This window comes from Spirillospora sp. NPDC029432 (assembly GCF_040703975.1).
Lineage (GTDB): Bacteria > Actinomycetota > Actinomycetes > Streptosporangiales > Streptosporangiaceae > Spirillospora.
Genome location: NZ_JBEZWH010000082.1, coordinates 1 through 19150 on the forward strand (window position 1 = coordinate 1; position 19150 = coordinate 19150).

Consider the following 19150-nt stretch of genomic DNA (forward strand, 5'->3'; position numbering starts at 1 on the left):
CGCGCAGGCCGACGCCCTGGTGCGGGGCGTCGCGGCGGACGCGGGGCTGCTCGAACGGGAGACGTCGCTGGCGGGCGCGGTCCCGGTCCCGGCCGCCGCGCGCACGGCGCTGGTGCAGCGGGCGTTCGAGACGTGGACGCACGCCGACGACATCCGCGCGGTGGTGGGGCGGCCGCCCGAGCCGCCGCCGGGCGGGCATCTGCGGCTGATCGTGGAGATGGCGGTGCCGCTGCTGCCGCGGGCGCTGCGCGCGATCGGCCGGGCGCGTCCGGGGCGTACCGCGCGGCTCCGGCTCACCGGCGCGGTCTCCGGCGAGTGGGCCGTCCCGCTCGCGCCGGGCGCCGCGGCGGACGCGGGCCGCCCGGACGTCACCGTCGTCGCGGACGCGGAGGAGTTCTGCCGGCTGCTGGCCAACCGCCGCCGCCCGGAGGCGTTCCCGCACGTGGCCGACGGTGATCCGGCGCTGGCCGGCGACCTCCTCCACGCCGCCGCGACCCTCGGCTGCGACTGAGACGCGCGCCGGGCGCGCCGGGTTGGATCGTGGCCCCATGCGGCCAGCGGCCCATCCGTGCCGGGGAGCCGCTCCGAAGGCGAGTCGGATGCGGTGCCGAGCAGGGGCACCGCCGACCCGCACGAAGGACGCAGCGATGTCACGACTTTCCCCGGGGCGGTTCAGGACCGCGGTGCTGGTGCTCGCCGGCGCCGCCCTGGCCGCCGGCGGGCTCTCGGGCCTCCCGCCCGGAGCCGCCACGGCCTCCAGCCACCGCGAAGCGCCGCTCATCTCCGGGCAGCCGCAGTACGACAACACCGACGTGTACGCGTTCCAGAGCCCGGACAAGCCCGGCACGACCACGCTCATGGCCAACTTCCTGCCGTTCCAGGAGCCGGCGGGCGGGCCGAACTTCTACAAGTTCGCCCAGGACGCCCGGTACGAGATCAACGTCGACAACGACGGCGACTCGCTGCCGGAGTGGACGTTCCGGTGGGAGTTCAAGGACGCCACCCGCAACGGCAACACGTTCCTGTACAACACCGGTCCGGTCACCAGCCTGGACGACCCCGACCTCAACTTCCGGCAGTTCTACGACCTGTGGGTGATCGGCCGGGAGGACGGCGCGGTCAAGAGCGTGCGGACGCTGGCCGAGGACGTCCCGGTGGCGCCGTCGAACGTGGGCAAGGCGTCCATGCCGAACTACCGGACGCTGCGGCAGCAGGCGGTCAGGACGCTGTCCGGCGGGGCGCAGATCTTCGCGGGCCAGGCGGACGACCCGTTCTTCCTGGACCTGCGGGTCTTCGACCTGCTGTACGGCGGTGACCTGTCGGAGGTCGGCAACGACACCGTCCGCGGCTACAACGTGCAGAACATCGCGATCCAGGTGCCGACCTCGGCGCTGACGCGGACCGGCGGCGGCCAGCCCACCATCGGCGTCTACTCGGCGGTGCAGCGCAAGAACGCTAGCGGCGAGTGGTCGCAGGTGTCGCGCCTCGGCATGCCGCTGGTGAACGAGGTCGTCATCCCGATGAAGGACAAGGACAAGTTCAACGCGTCCGTGCCCTGGAACGACGCGCAGTTCGCCCAGTACGTCACCAACCCCGAGGTGCCGCGGCTGATCCAGCAGCTGTACAAGATCCCGGCGCCGGCGACGCCGCGCAACGACCTGGTGCAGGTCTTCCTCACCGGGGTGCCGGGGCTCAACCAGCCGCCGGGCGTGCGGCCGGCCGAGCAGATCAGGCTCAACACCTCCATCCCGCCGTCGGCCGATCCCAAGCGGCTGGGCGTGCTGGACGGCGACCGGGCCGGATACCCGAACGGGCGGCGGCTGACCGACGACACCCTGGACATCACGCTCCAGGTGGCCGAGGGCGAGCTGGTGGGCCAGAAGAACGACCTCGGGGACGGCGTCAACGCCAACGACGTGCCGCTGGAGAAGGCGTTCCCCTACGTCGCGCTGCCCACCTCGGGCTCCACGGTGCGGGGCGCCGTCACCGGCGCGCGGACGTCGGCGCGCACCGGCACCACGATGATCAACGGCGGCAACGTCTCGAACAACACGCCGGCCGGGGACGAGTCGCCGGTCGTGGCGCTGCTGGCCCTCGGCGCGGGCGCCGCGTTCCTCACCGGCGGCGGGGCGCTGTGGCTCCGCCGGCGGCGCGGCCCCGTCCTCTGATCCGCAGGACCGATCCGCAGGACCGATCCGTACCGGGCCGGGCCGCGCACGCCGCGCGGCCCGGCCCCATGGAGGGGACCCATGACCCGTACCGCAGTGGTGCGCCCGCTCACCCTCGGCCTCATCGTCGCGATGATCGTCGGGCTGACGCTGGGCGCCACCGTCCGGACCCGCGAGGACGGCGCGGGACCGCCGGCCACCGCCGTCGCCGTGGACCAGGTGTCGGCCTCGACGCTCAGCGCGAGCATCGGCCGGCTCCAGCGGCACCTGCGCGAGCAGCCCCGCGACGGCCGCGGCTGGGCGGCCCTCGGCCTCGCCTACGTCGAGCGGGCGCGGCTCACCGCCGACGCCTCGTACTACCCCAAGGCCGAGGGCGTCCTGCGCAGGTCGCTGCGCGAGGCGCCGGACGGCAACGACGCCGCGCACGCCGGGCTGGCCGCGCTGGCCGCCGCGCGGCACGACTTCGCCGGGGCGCTGAACGAGGCGGACCGGGCGCTGGCCGTCAACCCGTACGGGCCGCGCGCGCTGGCGTCCCGCGTGGACGCGCTCGTCGAGCTCGGACGCTACGGCGAGGCGATGCGGGCCGCCCGGCTCGCCGACTCGCGGGCGCCGGGCGTTCCCGCGTTCACCCGGCTGGCCTACCTGCACGAGCTGCACGGCCGCACCGGCGAGGCGCGGCGCGTGCTGAGGCTGGCGGCCGCGTCGGCGACCGACCGCGGGGACGTGGCGTACGTGCGGACGCGGCTCGGCGAGCTGGCCCGCGCCGAGGGCGACCGCGCGGCGGCCGGGCGCGAGTTCGCGGCGGCGCTGCGGGCCGACCCCGCCGACCTGGCGGCGCTGGCCGGCCGGGCGCGGCTGCTGGCGGCGGCCGGCGACCTGGCCGGCGCCGTGCGCGACCAGGAGGCCGTGGTGGCGCGCGCACCGCTGCCGGGGCACGTGACCGCGCTCGGCGAGCTGTACGACGCGCAGGGCCGGGCGGAGGAGGCCCGCGGGCAGTACGCGATCGCGGGGACGTGGGAGAGGCTCGCGCAGGCCAACGGCGTCACCCCCGACCTGGAGACGGCGCTGTACGCCGCCGACCACGGCGACCGGGCGGCGGCGCTGCGGGCGGCGCGGGCCGAATGGAGGCGGCGGCGCAGCGTGCACGTGGCCGACGCGCTCGCCTGGGCGCTGCACGTCAACGGGCGCCACGAGGAGGCGCTGAAGTACGCGCGCGAGGCGGTCGGCACCGGGTTCCGCGACGCCTCGTTCCGCTACCACCTCGGCATGATCGAGAAGGCGCTGGGGCGGGACGGCGCCGCGCGCCGCGACCTCGCCGCGGCGCTGCGGCTCGACCCCGGGTTCTCGGTGCTGCACGCGCCGCGGGCGCGCGCGGCGCTGGCCGGGCTGGGCGGCCGGGCATGATCCGGGTCCTGGCGGTCGCGGGGGCGCTGGCGATGGCGCATCCGCTCGGCGACTTCACCGTCAGCCGCTACGACGGCCTGGTCGTCGCGCCGCACGAGCTGCGCGTCGACCACGTGCAGGACCACGCCGAGATCCCGGCGGCGCGGGTGCTGCGGGACACGTCCGACCTGCCGCGCTGGGCGGCGGCCGAGTGCGCGAGGGCGGCGTCGTCGTTCCGGGTCACGGTGGACGGGCGGCCGGTGGCCGCGGCCGTCCGCACCGCGTCGGCGCGGCGCCTGCCGGGCCGGGCGGGGCTGCCGACGCTGCGGCTGGAGTGCGCGATCGCCGCGCCCGCCGAGCTCGCGGGCGGGGCCCGGATCGGCTTCCGCGACACCGGGAGCGACGCCGCGCCCGGCTGGCACGAGGTCACGGCGGCGGGCGACCGGATGACGCTCGCCGCGTCCGACGTGCCCCGCGCGTCGTCGAGCGCGCGGCTCGCCTCCTACCCGGAGGACCTGCTCGACTCCCCGCCGGACCGGCGCGGGGCGCGGCTGACGGTGAAGGAGGGCGGTCCTCCCCTGGCCTCCCCGGGTGGCGGGGCGGCGGACCGGATCCTGCCGAACGACGCGTTCCTCACCGGCCTGGTGAGCCGGCGCGCGCTGACGCCCGGCTTCGCGCTGCTGGCGCTGCTGGTCGCGCTGGCTCTGGGCGCGCTGCACGCCCTGGCGCCCGGCCACGGCAAGACCATCATGGCGGCGCAGGCGGCCGGGCAGGGGCGGCGGTCCAGGCGCGAGGTGCTGGCGCTCGGGACGACCGTCACCGCGACGCACACCGCCGGCGTGCTGGCCCTGGGCCTGCTCGTGGCGAGCGGCTCGGCGCTGGCCTCCCCCGCGCTGTTCCCCTGGCTGGGCGCCGCCTGCGGGACGATCGTGGCGCTCGCCGGGATCACCCTCCTGCGCCGCGCCCTCCAGAACAGGCACCATCACCATCACCATCACGGACACGGACACGGGCACGGCCATGGACACGGGCACTCGCACTCGCACGATCGTCCGGGTGCGCGGCGGCGGAACGTGCTGCTCATGGGGTTCGCCGGCGGCCTCATGCCGAGCCCGTCGGCGGTCGTGGTGCTGCTGGGGGCGAGCGCGCTCGGGCACGCCTGGTTCGGGGTGCTGCTCGTGCTGGCGTACGGGGCGGGCCTGGCGCTCACGCTGGTCGCGATCGGGCTGCTGGTGACCGGGACGGGCCGCCTCCTGGCCCGCCGGATCCCCGCGCTGGCCCGCCGGGTGCGGGCCGTGCCCGCGCTGGTCCCGGCCGGCACGGCCGCGGTGGTCATCCTGCTCGGGCTCGGGCTGGCCGCGCGCAGCCTGGCCGCGCTCGCCTCCTGAACGCGCGGACGGCGCGGGCGGCAAGGATGCCGCCCGCGCCGTGCACGCCCCCCGGGTCAGTGGTTGCGGCCCCACACGTACGGGCCGAGGGCCATCACCAGCAGGCTGAGCACGCTCGACACCGCCCGCAGCGTGTTCCAGGGCGTCCAGCGCGAGGAGAAGTCCGCCCAGATCCTCGCCGCCTCGGCCGGGTCGGACGGGATCTTGGTGGCGTCCAGCTTCTCGTTCAGCGGCACGTTCACGAGCATGGTCGGCAGGAACGCGCCCAGCAGGTAGATCCCCGCCGCCACGAAGAACAGGATCGCCGCCGAGCGCTGCCCGAGGAGCAGCAGCGCCCCGCCCGTCGCCAGGGCGGCCAGCGGGGCGCCCGTGAAGTGCGTCAGGAACACCGGGTTGAGGATCTTCTGGTTCATGCTCTGCGCCGCCGTGATCGCGGTGCCGGCCTTCACGGCGTCCAGCCCGGGCATCACCGCGACCGAGAAGGCGAGGAAGACGCCCGTGACTCCGCCGGTCAGCAGCACGGCGATCGTCGCCGCCGACGCGGCCAGGGTGAATTTCATGGTGGTTCCTTTCTCGGGCCCGCGGGTCAGGTCCACACGCCGGTGGCGGCGGTGTCGCGGGCGAACTCGGTGAAGTCCCTGGGCTCGCGGTCCAGGGCGCGTCGCACGCCGTCGGCCGGGAGCGCGTTGCGCCCGTCCAGGACGGTGGTGAACAGGTAGATGAGCAGGTCGGTCACGTCGTCCGGGACGCCGTGCTCCTTGAGCGCCGCGGCGTACCCCTCGGCGGGCACGGAGGTGAAGGTGATCTTACGGCCGGCGGCGTCCGCGATCTCCGCGACCGCCTCGGCGAAGGTCAGCGCGCGGGCGCCGGTGATCTCGTACGTGCGGCCGGCGTGGCCGTCCTCGGTGAGCGCCGCCACCGCCACGTCCGCGATGTCGTCGGCGTCGGCGAACGGCTCGGGGACGTCCCCGGCCGGCACCGCCACCTCGCCCGACAGGACCGCGTCCAGCAGGTAGTCCTCGCTGAAGTTCTGCGCGAACCAGCTGCACCGCAGGACGGTCCATTCGGCGCCGGCGTCCTTGAGCGCGTTCTCGCTCACCGCGGCCTCGGGCTCGCCGCGCCCCGACAGCAGCACGATCCGGTCGATGCCGGCCTCCACCGCCGCCGCGCCGAACGCCCCGATGTCCTCGGCGGCGCCCGGAACGGTGAGGTCCGGGTAGTACGCGATGTAGACCGCGTCCACGCCCTCCAGGACGGCCTGCCACGTCGACCGGTCCTTCCAGTCGAACGGCGGCTCGCCGGATCGCGACCCCACCCGTACCGGGACGCCGCGCTCCTCCAGCCGCCGCACGATCCGCCGGCCCGTCTTGCCCGTCCCGCCCAGGATCAGCTTCTTCGCTTCGTTCGTCATGCCTTTGAGTCAACAAGCGCGCGGCCTCCGCGAACATCGTCGAGAGACCGGACCCCATACGCGAGCGTCTACGCTTGCGGCATGGACGCGCTCAACGACCTCCTGGACGGCCCGCGCGCCCGGGGCGCGTTCCTGCTGCGGGCCACGATGAGCTCCCCGTGGTCGCTGCTCTGCGCCGACGAGGCGCCGCTCAGTGTGGTCGCGATGCTGCGCGAGCGGGCATGGGTCGCGCACGAGGACGAACCGCCGGTGCGGATCGGGCCCGGCGACATCGTCCTCGCGCGCGGCCCCGACACCTACACCGTCGCCGACGACCCCGCGACGCCGGTGCAGGTCATCATCAACCCCGGGCAGCGCTGCACCGCGCCGGACGGGCGCAGCCTGACCGAGGAGCTGTCGTACGGCGTGCGCAGCTGGGGCAACGACCCGGACGGCGCGACCGTCATGCTGATCGGCACGTACCAGATGCGGAGCGCCGTCGGGCAGCGGGTGCTGGCGGCGCTGCCGCCGCTGGTGGTGCTGCCGGCGGGCGCGCTGGACTCGCCGCTGGTGGAGCTGCTCGGCCGGGAGATCGTCAAGGACGACCCGGGCCAGGACGTCGTGCTCGACCGGCTGCTGGACCTGCTGCTGATCGCCGTGCTGCGGGCGTGGTTCTCGCGCCCGGAGGCCGAGGCGCCCGGCTGGTACCGGGCGAACGGCGACCCGGTCGTCGGCCCGGCGCTGCGGCTGCTGCACGAGGACCTCGCCCATCCGTGGACGGTGGCGGCGCTCGCCGAGAAGGTCGGCGTCGCGCGCGCCACCCTGGCCCAGCGGTTCGGCCGGCTCGTCGGCGAGCCGCCGATGGGCTACCTGACCGGGCTGCGGCTGGCGCTGGCCGCCGACCTGCTCCGCGAGTCCGACGCCACGCTGGAGGCGGTGGCCCGCAAGGTGGGCTACGGCACCGCGTTCGCGCTCAGCACGGCGTTCAAGCGCGAACACGGTGTCAGCCCGCAGGACTACCGCCTCCACCGCCCGGCCTCCTGACCGGGCCCGCGGCCCGGCCCGCTACCCGCGGCCCGGCCTGGTACCCGGAACGTACAGCCGCACGTCGTCGACGCGCGCGCCGCCCTCGTAGAAGTTCATGTGCGGGTCACCGATCATGAACGTGTCGGGGTAGGCGGACCCGGCGGGCCAGGTGTCGCGGTCGGTGTAGGTGCCGCCCGCGCCGGTGTAGGTCCAGTCGGCGTTGAAGCGCCCGTCGTACTCCGACGGCTTCTGGTTGTAGTGCCAGATCGGCTCGCCGTCCTGCACGAACGCGCGCGTGTAGCGGAACGTCGCCCGCCCGACGTGCGCGAACACCCCGGACATCTCCATGGTGTACGCGCCGTCGCGGCGCTCCACGGCGAACCGGTAGCTCTCCTTCGGCAGGAGTTCGGGGCGCAGGTCGACCTGCGACACGATGGCGCCGCCCTTGGCGACCCCGCACTCGCTGTGCATGAGGTACTCGGTGCCGGGCTGGCCGGTGTACCGGCGGTCGTCGGTCATGAAGATGGCGTTGACGCCGTTGCCCGTGCTCGCGCCGTACGGCTCGTACTGCTTGGTCGCGGGGTTGCACACCCGCAGGCCCGAGCCGGTGTACTTGTAGCGGTTGTAGGAGTCCATCGCGACCTTGCGGTGCGTGTGGACGAAGACGTTGTTGTGCGGGGCGGGCCGGGCGTAGTCCATGATGCCCAGGTAGTAGAAGCCGTTGGAGTCGGTGCGCACGTTCGCCCACTCGCATTCGGGGCGGGAGAAGTCGCCGCCGGACGCCCACGGGTGGTTGGTCTTGCAGCCCTCGGGCGAGTAGCCGTTGATCCGCCCGTCCGGGTAGTCCCACGACCCGTCCCGCCGGCCGCCGAAGTCGAGCCCGCGCAGCGTCATCTCGACGCGGTACTCGGCGGGCAGCGCGCCGGTGGAGCGGATCAGCACGCCGCCGTGGTGGCTGGGCTCGTCCATGTGCGCGACGCCCTTGCGCGCGGTCAGCGACGGCGGGGCGTCGGGCCGGCCATCCTTGTCGGAGTCGCGCGCGGCCAGCTCGGCGGTCAGCCAGCCGCCCGCGCCGAACCGCCACGACTTGCGGTAGGTGTCGAACGCGGCGAGCTGCTTCTCGAACGCGGGCCCGCCCATGGTCCGGAAGAACTCGCCGTCGTTGTCGTAGCCGTCGACGTGGTACGGGCTGCCGGGCCCGTCGCCGTCGCGGACCCACCGGGCCCGCTCCTCGCCGAGGGACCGGTCGAAGGTCTCGGCGCGAACCAGCCGCCAGTCGCCGCCCGCGCCGCCGCCGTCACCGGGGCCGTCAGCGTCCGCCCGTGCCGGTGCCGCCATGAGCGCCGCCGGGAGGACCAAGGGCAGGGCCAGCGCCACCGCTCCCCGCACGAACTTCCTCATCTCGCCGCCTTCCGTTACCCGCGCGCCGCACGCGCCGCCGTCCGGTCCGAGCGAGATTAGACCGATCCAACCCGGGGCGCCAGGGCAAAGTTGCACAAGACTGGTATTGACCACTCCTGACTTTGAACCGGAGCAGCCGCTCAACGCTCGGTCAGGGTCCTGCAGCTGCCCAGCAGAGGTATTTACCACTTGGGTGATCGATCTCTCGGCATGCCCGGCCGGGCAGCGGGCATGGGGACCCGCATGACCGAGAACAGCGGCAAGCAGCAGAAGAACGAGAAGAACGACGAGCACCGGCGCGGCGAACGGAGCGAGGAGGCCGGGCGCGGCGCCGACGGCGCGGACTTCACCGACGAGTTCCGTCCCGAGCCGGTGAGGCAGCGCGAATCCGAAGGTCAGGCGGGTCCCGGCGAGGGTCCCCAGGTCACTCCGGAGGAGCCGTGATCTGGCCGTTTCCGGCATGTTCCGCCGGCGTTCGCCCGCGGCGGGAACCACGCCGCGCACGGCGGCGTTTCACACCGGAAAGAGCCCTGCGCATATGACATGATGCGGGGCACAATCGACCGATACAAGGAGTGATATGACCACGAAACCGACCGGGGACGACCTCCATTCCGTGTTCGCGCGGTCCGACCTCGGCGGTGACGACAGGCTCGACCTGATGGAGTTCGGCATGGTGCTCGACAGCCTCGGGCTGTCGTGGACGCGCGCCGAGGTCCAGGACAGGTTCGAACGGGCGGACACCAACCGCGACGGCTTCATCAGCCTCCCCGAGCTGCGCGCCCTGCTCGAGACCCAGGGATGGGCCGAGGGCGTCGGCACGGCGCGCGCCTGACCGCGCGCCCCGCCCGGACGCCCGGGCGGGGCCCTCTCAGACCGCGCGGCCCCGGCGCCGCCGGTAGAGCCGCACCAGCGCCGCGGTCGACGGGTCGGGCGCCCCGTCGACCGGCTCGGCCGAGGTCAGCGCCGGGACGAGGTCCTGCGCCAGGACCTTGCCCAGCTCGACGCCCCACTGGTCGAACGAGTCGATCCCCCAGACCGTCCCCTGCACGAACACGATGTGCTCGTACAGCGCGATGAGCTGCCCCAGTACCGCCGGGGTCAGCCGGGGCGCGATGATCGTGCTGGTCGGCCGGTTGCCGGGCATCACCTTGTGCGGGACGATCTCCGCCGGCGTGCCCTCGTTCGCGATCTCCTCGGCGGTCTTGCCGAACGCCAGCGCCGACGTCTGCGCCAGCAGGTTGGCGGTGAGCAGGTCGTGCATGCCGCCGCCGTCGGCCTGGACGTCCTCGAACGGCTCGGCGAACCCGATGAAGTCGGCCGGCACCAGCCGGGTGCCCTGGTGCAGCAGCTGGTAGAAGGCGTGCTGCCCGTTCGTGCCGGGCTCGCCCCAGAAGATCTCCCCGGTCTGCGCCACGACCGGCGCCCCGTCCGCCCGCACGGACTTGCCGTTGGACTCCATGGTCAGCTGCTGGAGGTAGGCCGGGAAGCGGGAGAGCCGCTGGCTGTAGGGCAGCACGGCATGCGTCTGCGCGCCGAAGAAGTCGGTGTACCACACGCCCAGCATCCCCATGATCACGGGCAGGTTCTGCTCGAACGGCGCCCGCCGGAAGTGGTCGTCCATGGCGTGGAACCCGCCGAGCATCTCGCGGAACCGCTCCGGCCCGATCGCGATCATCAGCGAGAGGCCGATCGCGCCGTCCATCGAGTAGCGGCCGCCGACCCAGTCCCAGAACCCGAACATGTTCGCGGTGTCGATCCCGAACGCCGCGACCCGCTCGGCGTTGGTGGACACCGCCACGAAGTGCCGCGACACGGCCTTCTCGTCGCCCAGCCGGTCCACCAGCCAGGCCCGCGCGGCGCGCGCGTTGGCGAGCGTCTCCAGGGTGCCGAACGTCTTGGAGCTGACGATCACCAGCGTCTGCTCGGGGTCGAGGTCGGCGAGCGTCCCGGCGATGTCCGCGGGGTCGATGTTGGACACGAACCGGCAGGCGATCCCGGCGTCGGCGTAGTCGCGGAGCGCCTCGTACGCCATCGCGGGGCCGAGGTCGGAGCCGCCGATGCCGATGTTGACCACGGTGCGGATGGGCTTGCCGGTGAACCCCGTCCACTGCCCGGAACGCACCTTGCCGGAGAAGTCCGCCATCCGGTCCAGGACCTCGTGCACGTCGGCGACCACGTCCCGGCCGTCCACCGTCAGGGACGCGTCCCGGGGCAGCCGCAGGGCCGTGTGCAGGACGGCGCGGTCCTCGCTGACGTTGATGCGCTCGCCGGTGAACATGGCCTCGGTGCGCTCCCGCAGCCCGGCCCGTTCCGCCAGCGCCACCAGCAGCCGGATCGTCTCCCCGGTCGCCCGGTGCTTGGAGTAGTCCAGGTAGAGGTCGCCGCCCGTCGCCGACATCCGCTCGGCCCGTCCCGGGTCCTCGGCGAACAGGTCGCGCAGGTGCCGCCCGGCCGGGCCCTCCTGGTGGTGCGCGGCCAGCGCCGCCCACTCGGAGCTCTCGGTGATATCGGCCATTCCCCTCATCTCCTCCGCCAGCCGGCCGGGCCGTCCCCGACGCGGCTCCCCTGTCCCTTCCCCGCGTCACGGCCCCATGCCACAGGTGATCATAGGGTCGCGCCCGTCCCCGCGCCCCCGCTCCCCCGGGATCGGTGTGTCAGAGCCCTGAACGCCCCGGCCACCATGCGGTGGTCGGGGCGTTCAGGGATGCCGGGCGGCCGGATGGGCGCGGGGCGGTTCCGTTCCGCTAGGGGGTGGCCGCGGCCGCCGCGGGGGCGGGCACGGGGGCCGGGCCGTGCGCGGGAGCCGGCGCCGGGACGGGGACGGGGACGGGGACGGAGACGCCGTCGGCGGTCTCCCCGGCAGGCTCGGGAACGGCGCGGGTCCGGCCGAACAGGGTGATCTTGCCCATCCGCCACAGCGCGACGGCGGCGGCGAGGGCGACGGCCAGGCTGATCGCGCCGGCCAGCGACAGCGCGGCGCGGGGGCCGAGGGCGTCGCTCATGGCGCCCAGCAGCGGGCCGCCCACGGCGCCGGAGGCGGCGCCGACCATGCCCTGCGCGGCGATCACGCGGCCGCGCAGCCGCTCGGGGCTGTCCAGCTGCACCCGGGTGCTGACGGTCGTGTCGATCACCACGGCGCCCGCCGCGATCGGCAGCAGGACGGCGCCGAAGAGCAGCACGTTCGGCGAGGCGCCGCTGGCCAGCTGGCCGACCGAGCACAGCGCCGCCATGACCAGCAGCAGCGCGAGCGTGAGCCGGGCGCGGGCGGCGGCGTAGAAGCCGCCGATGACGGTGCCGATCGCGAACGCGACCGACAGCGCGCCGTACGCGGAGGCGCCGCCGTTCAGGGGGCCCTCGCTCATGGCGGCCATCGTCACCTGGTAGTTGCGGCCGAGGCTGCCCAGGATGAACGCCAGCCCGAGGGTGACCAGCATCCAGGGCGTGCGCAGGACGTACTTCAGGCCCGGCACGATGCCCCGCTCGCCCTGCTCCGCGCGGGGCATGTGGTGCAGCTCGCGGGCGCGCATGAGGGCCAGGGCGAGGATCACGGCGCCGAAGCTGGCGGCGTTCGCCGCGAACGCGCCGGCCGTGCCCACGGCCGCGATGACCACGCCGGCCAGGCTCATGCCCAGGATCCGCCCGGCGGAGCTGAGCATCGACCCCAGGGCGAGCGCGTTCGACAGGTCCTCGCGGCCCACGACCTCGGCGCCGAACCGCCCGAGCGACGGGCTGGTGAGGGCGGTGACGGCGCCGGAGACGAACGAGATCGCGTACAGCGGCGTGGTCGAGCCCGGCTCGCCCGCCGCCATGGACGCCAGCCCGGTCGACAGCCCGGCCTGGAGGATCTGGCCGGTCATGACGACGTGGCGGGCCGGCAGCCGGTCGGCCAGCACGCCTCCCCACGGCGACAGCAGCAGGGTGGGGACGGTCTGCAGGAGCAGTCCGACGCCGACGCTGGTCGCCGAGCCCGTGATGGAGAGGATCAGCCAGTTGAGGGCCAGCACCTGCATCCAGGTACCGGTGACCGAAATCAGGTCCGCGGTGGCCCACATGCGGTAGTTATGGTGGCGCAGAGAGCGCAACATGGCAGGCAGTGCCAAGGTAATCATCCTTCGTGGAGAGGCACAGGAACCTTCAACCACTGGCACCTAAACCCATGTTCCGGTCAAACCCTATTGTGGGCCGGATCACGTTTGATCATGGCGGTTTCCGGTACCGCGCCCGGGGCACCACCCGGGCATGGGCATCGCGACGACCAATCCCGCCACGGGCCGGGTGGAGCGCACCTTCGACGCGCTCTCCGGCAAGGAGATCGACGAGCGGCTGGACCGTTCGGCGGAGGCGTTCGCGGGGCTGCGGAGAACCGGCCTGGACGAGCGCGCGCGGTGGATGGAGGCGGCCGCGGCGATCCTGGAGCGGGAGGCCGAGCCCGTCGCGGCCATGCTGACCACCGAGATGGGCAAGACGATCAGGGCGGCCCGCGCCGAGGCGCTCAAGTGCGCCAGCGCCTGCCGGTTCTACGCCGCCAACGCCGCGTCGTTCCTGGCCGACCGGCCCGCCGACGCCGCCGCGGTCGGCGCCGAGCGGGCGTTCATCCGCTTCCTGCCGATCGGCCCGGTGCTGGCGGTGATGCCGTGGAACTTCCCGCTCTGGCAGGTGATCCGGTTCGCCGCTCCCGCGCTGATGGCGGGCAACACCGGCCTGCTCAAGCACGCGTCGAACGTCCCCCAGACGGCGCTGTTCCTGGAGGACCTGTTCCGCCGCGGCGGCTTCCCGGACGGGGCGTTCCAGGCGCTGCTCGTCGGCTCGGACCGGGTGGAGGAGATCATCCGGGACCGCCGGGTCCGGGGCGCCACGCTGACCGGCAGCGAGCCCGCGGGCCGCTCGGTCGGGTCGGCCGCCGGGTCGGAGGTCAAGCCGAGCGTGCTGGAGCTCGGCGGCAGCGACCCGTTCGTGGTGATGCCGTCGGCCGACGTCCCGCGCGCCGCCGAGACCGCCGCCACGTCCCGCTGCCTCAACAACGGGCAGAGCTGCATCTCCGCCAAGCGGTTCATCGTCCACGCGGACGTCTACGACGAGTTCGAGCGGCGCTTCGTCGAGCACATGAGCGCCCAGCGGGTGGGCGATCCCATGGACGAGTCCACCGACGTGGGCCCGCTGGCCACCGAGCGGGGCCGCGCGGACGTGGAGGAGCAGGTCGCCGACGCCGTGGCCGCCGGCGCCACCGTCCTGTGCGGCGGCGAGCGCCCGGACCGGCCCGGCTGGTTCTACCCGCCGACCGTGCTCACCGGGGTCACGCCGGGCATGCGCGCGTTCCGGGAAGAGGTCTTCGGCCCCGTCGCCTCGCTCTTCCGCGTGGACGGCATCGACGAGGCGATCGCGCTCGCCAACGCCACCGACTTCGGCCTCGGCTCCAACGCCTGGACCGGGGACCCGGCCGAGCGCGAGCGGTTCGCGAACGAGCTGGAGGCCGGCCAGGTCTTCCTCAACGGCGCCGTCACCTCGTATCCGGAGCTGCCGTTCGGCGGCGTCAAGAACTCCGGCTACGGCCGCGAGCTGTCAGAGCAGGGCATGCACGCGTTCTGCAACACCAAGACCGTCTGGGAGGGTGCCTAGCCCGCCTTGCGGCGCACCTCGTCCATGTCGAGCGCCTCGGCCTGGGAGATCAGGTCCTCCAGGGCGTTCTCCGGGAGGGCTCCAGCCTGCGCGAACAGGACCATCCGGTCGCGCACGATCGCCAGCGTCGGGATCGAGGTCACATCGAACGCGGCCGCCAGCTCCGGCTCGGACTCGGTGTCGACCTTGGCGAACACCACGTCCGGGTGCTTCTCCGACACCCGCTCGTAGACGGGCGCGAACGCCCGGCACGGCGCGCACCAGCCCGCCCAGAAGTCGATCAGCACGAGCCCGCCCCCGCCGACCGTCTCGTCGAAGCGGTCCCTGGTCAGCTCGACCGTGGCCATGGCGCATTCCCCCTCGAATAGCCCCTCGAAAAGCCCCCTCGAAAAGGCCCCTCTCCTCCGTCAACCCCCGCGCACCTCCGGGGCATTCCGCTCCCGCAGCGCCTCCAGCATGCGTGCCAGCGCGGCCCAGACGTCCTCCAGGCCGGCGGGCTCATCCGAGGTGGCCAGCCACAGCGCGGCCTCGTTCATCGCGCCCGACAGCAGGTGCGCCAGCGGCGCGACCGGCTGCCGGACGATCACGCCCTCGGCGACGAGTCCGGCCAGCGCCTCGGCGAGATGCCGGGCGGACGCGGCCTCGTCCATCGCGCGCCACTCGGCCCAGCCGAGCACGGCGGGACCGTCGATCAGCAGGATCCGCTGGACGCCGGGGTCCGTGCCGGCGGCCAGGAACGCCCGGCAGCCCGCCGTGAGCCGCGTCCAGGAGTCCTCGTGGACGTCGGCCGCCCGCGCCACGGCGTCGCCGACCTCCCGCTGCACCTCCTCCAGGACGGCGCGGAAGAGCGCGGCCTTGCCGTCGAAGTGGTGGTAGAGCGCCCCCTTGGTGACCCCGGCGGCCTCGACGATCTCCGCCAGCCCCACGCCGCCGTACCCGCGCGCCGCGAAGAGGCTCCTGCCCGTCCGCAGCAGCGTCCGCCTCGTCCGCTCGCGCTGCTCCACCCTGGTGACCGGCGGCATCGCACCTCCCGTTTGACATACCAGCGGTATGCGAAATAGCGTCCATTGACATACCGATGGTACGCGAAAGGACGAGACCATGCAGCTGACCAGCTTCTATCCGGTGATCTGCACTTCCCGGATCCAGGAGTCCCGCGACTTCTACACCGGCCTGCTGGGCTTCGAGACGACGTTCGAGGCCGACTGGTACGTGAGCCTGCGCCGGCCCGGCCCGCCGGCGTACGAGCTCGCCCTCCTCGACCACACCCACCCGACGCTGCCCGCCCCGTACCGGAGCCCGGTCGCGGGCCTCCTCCTCAACTTCGAGGTCGAGGACGTCGACGCCGAATGGGACCGCCTGATCCACCGGGAGGGCCTGAAGCCCGAACTGGAGATCCGCAGCGAGGACTTCGGCCAGCGCCACTTCATCGTCGCCGACCCGGACGGTGTCCTGATCGACGTCATCACCCCCATCGCCCCGGCCGCCGAGTACGCCGATCAGTACGCGGACTGAAACGGTCGGGGCCGGAGGCGGTCATGGGCCTCTGCGGCGGGCATGTCCGGAGGCGATGATCGCAGGGGGCGGCGCCGGAACGAGCGAAGGGGCCTCGATGGGGCGCGACGAGCAGGCGTACGAGACGAGCCGGCGGGAATTCCTGCGCTGGCTGGCACTGGCGGGCGGGGCCGGGCTGGCCGGATCCCTGCCCGCGGTCCTCGCGGCGGACGCCCGGGCGGCGTCCCCGGTGATCGTGGTGACCGGCGGCACGCTGATCGACGGCACCGGCGCGCCCCCGCGCCGCGACGCGGCCGTGGTGCTGGCGGGCGACCGGATCGTCTGGACCGGCCACCGGCGCGAGATGCCGGCGCCCGCCGGGGCGCGGGTGGTGGACGCGCGGGGCCGGTTCGTGATCCCGGGGCTGTGGGACATGCACACCCACTGGACCGAGCTGGAGCGGATCAGCCCGCCGCTGTACCTGGCGAACGGCGTCACCGGGATCCGCGAGATGTGGGGCTACGCCGAGGCCCGCGACATCCGCAGGCGGATGGACGCCGGCGAGGTGCTCGGGCCCCGGATGGTGCTGGCCGGCAACATCATCGACGGCCCCGTCTCCCTGCTCGGCCCGCCCGCGGCACTGGTGCGCACGCCGGACGAGGCCCGCGCCGCCGTCCGGGAGGATGCGCGGAACGGCGCCGACTTCGTCAAGATCTACTCCTACCTCGACCGGGAGCTCCTGGACGCGATCGCGGCCGAGGCGCGCGCCGCCGGCCTGCCGCTCGCCGGGCACCACGTGTACCGCCTCGGCGCCGGCGAGGTCACCGACGCGGGCATGCGCAGCTTCGAGCACCTGCACGGCATGCCGGTCCCGCTGTCGTCCCGGGAGGAGGAGTTCCGCCGCGCCATCGCCGCCACGCCGATGGACCCGGCCGACCCCCGCGCGTTCTTCAGGACGATGCGGGAGCTGGAACGGCAGGCCGCCGCGACGTACAGCCCGGCGAAGGCGCGGGCCGTGTACGACCACTGGCGCCGCCGCGGCACCTGGCAGTCCCCGACGCTGACGGTGAACCGCGTGATGACCTCGCCCGCCGACACCTACGCCGGCGACCCGCGGCTGAAGTACATCCCCGAGGCGCTGCACCCGGTCTGGGCGAACGCCGTACGGCTGAACGCCCCGTCGACCCCCGAGGACATCGCGCGGCAGGCCGCGTACTTCCGCTTCCAGGTGCGCCTGGTCGGCGTGATGCACGAGGCGGGCGTGGGCGTCCTCGGCGGCACCGACTGCGGCAACCCGTACTGCTTCCCCGGCTTCGGCATGCACGACGAGCTGGAGCTGCTGGTCGAGGCGGGCCTGACCCCGATGCGGGCGCTCCAGGCGGCGACCCGCGACGCCGCCCGCCACCTGGGCCGCGGCCGCACGATGGGGACGATCACGCCGGGCAGGGCCGCCGATCTGGTCGTCCTGGACGGCGACCCGCTGGCCGACATCCGCAACACCCGGCGGGTCGGCGAGGTGGTGACCAGGGGCCGCCTGATCACCCGGCCGGAGCGCGAGCGGATGCTCGCCGATGTGGAGGCCGCCGCCAAGGAGCCGCTCGCCGCCGCCACCCGCCTGCGCGCCCTCCCCTGCGGCTGCCTCCCGTCGCCCTGACCCGCGACCTCCCGGCCGGCCCGGGAGGTTGCGGCGCACCCTGGTAACCAGTATAAACGGTTACATGGCACTGAGCTGGAAACTCGTCATCGACAGCGGCGACGCGCGCGTGCTCGCCGACTTCTGGGCGGCGGCGCTGGAGTACGAGATCGAGGACCCCACCGCGCTCGTCGAGCGGCTGCTGGCCGCCGGCCGCATCGGCGCGGACGCGGTCGCCGAGCACCGGGGCCGCCGGACGTTCCGCGGGTTCGCCGCGATCCGGCACCCGGACGACCCGTTCGACGAGACCAGCGGGGTCGGGAAGGGGCGGCGGCTGCTCTTCCAGGACGTCCCGGAGGGCAAGTCCGGCAAGAACCGCCTGCACATCGACGTGCACGGCGAGCCCGGCGGCCTCGGCGAGCTGGTGGCGCGGCTGGAGGGGCTGGGCGCGACCCGCGTCCGCGAGGTCGACCAGGGCCCGGCGGGCCACTGGTGGATCATGCGGGACCCCGAGGGCAACGAGTTCTGCGCCACCTCCGCCTGACCCGCCCGCCGGATCAGGCCCTGTCGATATTGGCCAGGTACGCGTCGTGCGCCTGCCGCCCGGCCACGGCACCCGGCGGGACGATCTCCTCCAGGCGCTCGAAGGCGGAGGCGTCCAGCGACAGGTCCGCGGCGGCCGCGTTGGCGCGGGCGTTCGCGGCGCGGCGGGTGCCCGGGATCGGGACGGCGCCGCGGCGCATCAGCCACGCCAGCGCGAGCTGGGCGCTGGTGACGCCGTGCTCGGCGGCGAGCCCCGCCACGCGGTCGGCGAGCGAGACGTTGCGGTCCAGATTCCCCGCCTGGAAGCGCGGGTTGTTCCGGCGCCAGTCGTCCCGGTCGAGGTCGGCGGCGGTGCGCACTGCGCCGCCGAGGATCCCGCGGCCCAGCGGGCTGTAGGCGACGAACGCTACCCCCAGCTCCTCGCAGGCGGGCAGGATCTCGTCCTCCGGGTCCCGGTGGAACGGCGAGTACTCGGTCTGCAGCGCCGTGACCGGGTGGACGGCGTGGGCCCGGCGCAGGGTCCGCGCCGACACCTCCGACAGGCCGTACCCGCCGATCTTGCCCTCCGCCACCAGCTCGCCCAGCACGCCGGCGGTCTCCTCGACCGGCGTCGCCGGGTCGAGCCGGTGCAGGTAGTACAGGTCGACGCGGTCGGTGCCGAGGCGGGCCAGGCTGGCGTCCAGGGCACGGCGGACGTACTCGGGACGCCCCATGCCCGGGACCAGCATGCCGCCCGCGCCCTCGTTCCCGCCGAACTTGGTGGCCAGGACGATCTCGTCGCGGCGGCCGCCCAGGACGCGGCCGATCATGCGCTCGCTGTAGCCGTCCTCGCCGTAGATGTCGGCGGTGTCGACGAGCGTGACGCCCGCGTCCAGCGAGGCCAGCAGCGCGGCGGCGCCGTCCTCGTCGCCGGTGCCGTACACGCCCGGCGCCAGGGTCATCGCGCCGAAGCCGAGGGCCGACACGCGCGGCCCGTTCTCTCCAAGGGTGCGGTAGCGCATTCCCAACCTCTTCTCTCGCGGTCCGGTCTCCACCCTGGCCCGGCCGCGCGGCGGCAGACAGTGCACGCCGATGCCTAGTACTCCCAGAACCAGTCAAACTGGAG

At 74.1% G+C, this 19150-nt stretch carries 18 protein-coding genes and 1 pseudogene; 11 read left to right on the forward strand and 8 right to left on the reverse strand.

Annotated features, from left to right (window positions below):
* From AB0881_RS36780 to AB0881_RS36795, 4 genes and pseudogenes are all read left to right on the forward strand, one after another.
* A pseudogene (locus tag AB0881_RS36780) lies at positions 1-511 on the forward strand (hypothetical protein); the annotation flags it as partial.
* A gap of 136 nt (positions 512-647) precedes the next feature.
* Positions 648-2168 carry a DUF4331 domain-containing protein gene (locus tag AB0881_RS36785; protein ID WP_366624758.1) on the forward strand — a complete coding sequence of 507 codons (1521 nt, stop codon included), beginning with the start codon at positions 648-650 and terminating at the stop codon, positions 2166-2168.
* An 81-nt stretch (positions 2169-2249) separates the two neighbouring features.
* Positions 2250-3572: a hypothetical protein gene (locus tag AB0881_RS36790; RefSeq protein WP_366624760.1), complete on the forward strand. Its 1323-nt coding sequence runs from the start codon at positions 2250-2252 to the stop codon at positions 3570-3572.
* On the forward strand, positions 3569-4939 hold the full coding sequence (locus AB0881_RS36795; RefSeq protein WP_366624762.1) for a sulfite exporter TauE/SafE family protein: 1371 nt from the start codon (positions 3569-3571) through the stop codon (positions 4937-4939). Before AB0881_RS36790 ends, AB0881_RS36795 begins: the two co-directional genes overlap by 4 nt.
* A 56-nt stretch (positions 4940-4995) precedes the next feature.
* On the opposite strand, the gene AB0881_RS36800 is transcribed toward AB0881_RS36795, so the two are convergent.
* Positions 4996-5499, reverse strand: a complete 504-nt coding sequence (locus tag AB0881_RS36800; RefSeq protein WP_366624764.1) for an anthrone oxygenase family protein — start codon at positions 5497-5499, stop codon at positions 4996-4998.
* Positions 5500-5525: 26 nt separating this feature from the next.
* The gene (locus AB0881_RS36805; protein ID WP_366624766.1) at positions 5526-6350 is read right to left on the reverse strand and encodes an NAD(P)H-binding protein; all 825 of its coding nucleotides are present in this window, start codon (positions 6348-6350) and stop codon (positions 5526-5528) included.
* Positions 6351-6431: 81 nt separating this feature from the next.
* Here AB0881_RS36805 and AB0881_RS36810 point away from each other — a divergent pair, with 81 nt between their 5' ends.
* Positions 6432-7373: an AraC family transcriptional regulator gene (locus tag AB0881_RS36810; RefSeq protein ID WP_366624768.1), complete on the forward strand. Its 942-nt coding sequence runs from the start codon at positions 6432-6434 to the stop codon at positions 7371-7373.
* Between the two features lie 21 nt (positions 7374-7394).
* Here the strand turns inward: AB0881_RS36810 and AB0881_RS36815 are convergent, their stop codons facing one another.
* Positions 7395-8756, reverse strand: a complete 1362-nt coding sequence (locus AB0881_RS36815) for a hypothetical protein (RefSeq protein ID WP_366624770.1) — start codon at positions 8754-8756, stop codon at positions 7395-7397.
* 243 nt (positions 8757-8999) lie between these two features.
* Between AB0881_RS36815 and AB0881_RS36820 the strand changes: the two genes are divergently transcribed.
* Both AB0881_RS36820 and AB0881_RS36825 read left to right on the forward strand, forming a co-directional pair.
* Entirely contained in the window at positions 9000-9200 is a 201-nt protein-coding gene (locus AB0881_RS36820) for a hypothetical protein (RefSeq protein WP_366624772.1), read from the forward strand.
* A gap of 136 nt (positions 9201-9336) precedes the next feature.
* The gene (locus AB0881_RS36825) at positions 9337-9591 is read left to right on the forward strand and encodes an EF-hand domain-containing protein (protein ID WP_366624774.1); all 255 of its coding nucleotides are present in this window, start codon (positions 9337-9339) and stop codon (positions 9589-9591) included.
* 36 nt (positions 9592-9627) lie between these two features.
* On the opposite strand, the gene pgi is transcribed toward AB0881_RS36825, so the two are convergent.
* Together pgi and AB0881_RS36835 are read right to left on the reverse strand one after the other, a co-directional pair.
* A complete protein-coding gene (gene pgi / locus AB0881_RS36830; protein WP_366624776.1) occupies positions 9628-11283 on the reverse strand; it encodes a glucose-6-phosphate isomerase in 1656 nt (551 codons plus the stop codon).
* Positions 11284-11503: 220 nt separating this feature from the next.
* Positions 11504-12868: an MFS transporter gene (locus AB0881_RS36835; protein ID WP_366624778.1), complete on the reverse strand. Its 1365-nt coding sequence runs from the start codon at positions 12866-12868 to the stop codon at positions 11504-11506.
* Positions 12869-12998: 130 nt separating this feature from the next.
* Here AB0881_RS36835 and AB0881_RS36840 point away from each other — a divergent pair, with 130 nt between their 5' ends.
* A complete protein-coding gene (locus tag AB0881_RS36840; protein WP_366624780.1) occupies positions 12999-14375 on the forward strand; it encodes an NADP-dependent succinic semialdehyde dehydrogenase in 1377 nt (458 codons plus the stop codon).
* On the opposite strand, the gene AB0881_RS36845 is transcribed toward AB0881_RS36840, so the two are convergent.
* Together AB0881_RS36845 and AB0881_RS36850 are read right to left on the reverse strand one after the other, a co-directional pair.
* Positions 14372-14722: a thioredoxin domain-containing protein gene (locus AB0881_RS36845; protein ID WP_366624782.1), complete on the reverse strand. Its 351-nt coding sequence runs from the start codon at positions 14720-14722 to the stop codon at positions 14372-14374. The genes AB0881_RS36840 and AB0881_RS36845 overlap by 4 nt on opposite strands.
* Positions 14723-14782: 60 nt before the next feature.
* Positions 14783-15397 (reverse strand): TetR/AcrR family transcriptional regulator, encoded by a 615-nt coding sequence (locus tag AB0881_RS36850; RefSeq protein WP_366624783.1) that lies wholly within the window; start codon positions 15395-15397, stop codon positions 14783-14785.
* A 79-nt stretch (positions 15398-15476) separates the two neighbouring features.
* Between AB0881_RS36850 and AB0881_RS36855 the strand changes: the two genes are divergently transcribed.
* From AB0881_RS36855 to AB0881_RS36865, 3 genes are all read left to right on the forward strand, one after another.
* A complete protein-coding gene (locus AB0881_RS36855; protein ID WP_366624785.1) occupies positions 15477-15890 on the forward strand; it encodes a VOC family protein in 414 nt (137 codons plus the stop codon).
* 97 nt (positions 15891-15987) lie between these two features.
* Entirely contained in the window at positions 15988-17523 is a 1536-nt protein-coding gene (locus AB0881_RS36860) for an amidohydrolase family protein (protein WP_366624787.1), read from the forward strand.
* Between the two features lie 64 nt (positions 17524-17587).
* A complete protein-coding gene (locus AB0881_RS36865) occupies positions 17588-18046 on the forward strand; it encodes a VOC family protein (protein ID WP_366624789.1) in 459 nt (152 codons plus the stop codon).
* A gap of 13 nt (positions 18047-18059) precedes the next feature.
* Here AB0881_RS36865 and AB0881_RS36870 read toward each other — a convergent pair whose 3' ends face one another.
* Complete coding sequence (locus AB0881_RS36870) at positions 18060-19046, reverse strand: aldo/keto reductase (RefSeq protein ID WP_366624791.1); 987 nt, start codon at positions 19044-19046, stop codon at positions 18060-18062.
* Positions 19047-19150 lie beyond the last annotated feature (104 nt).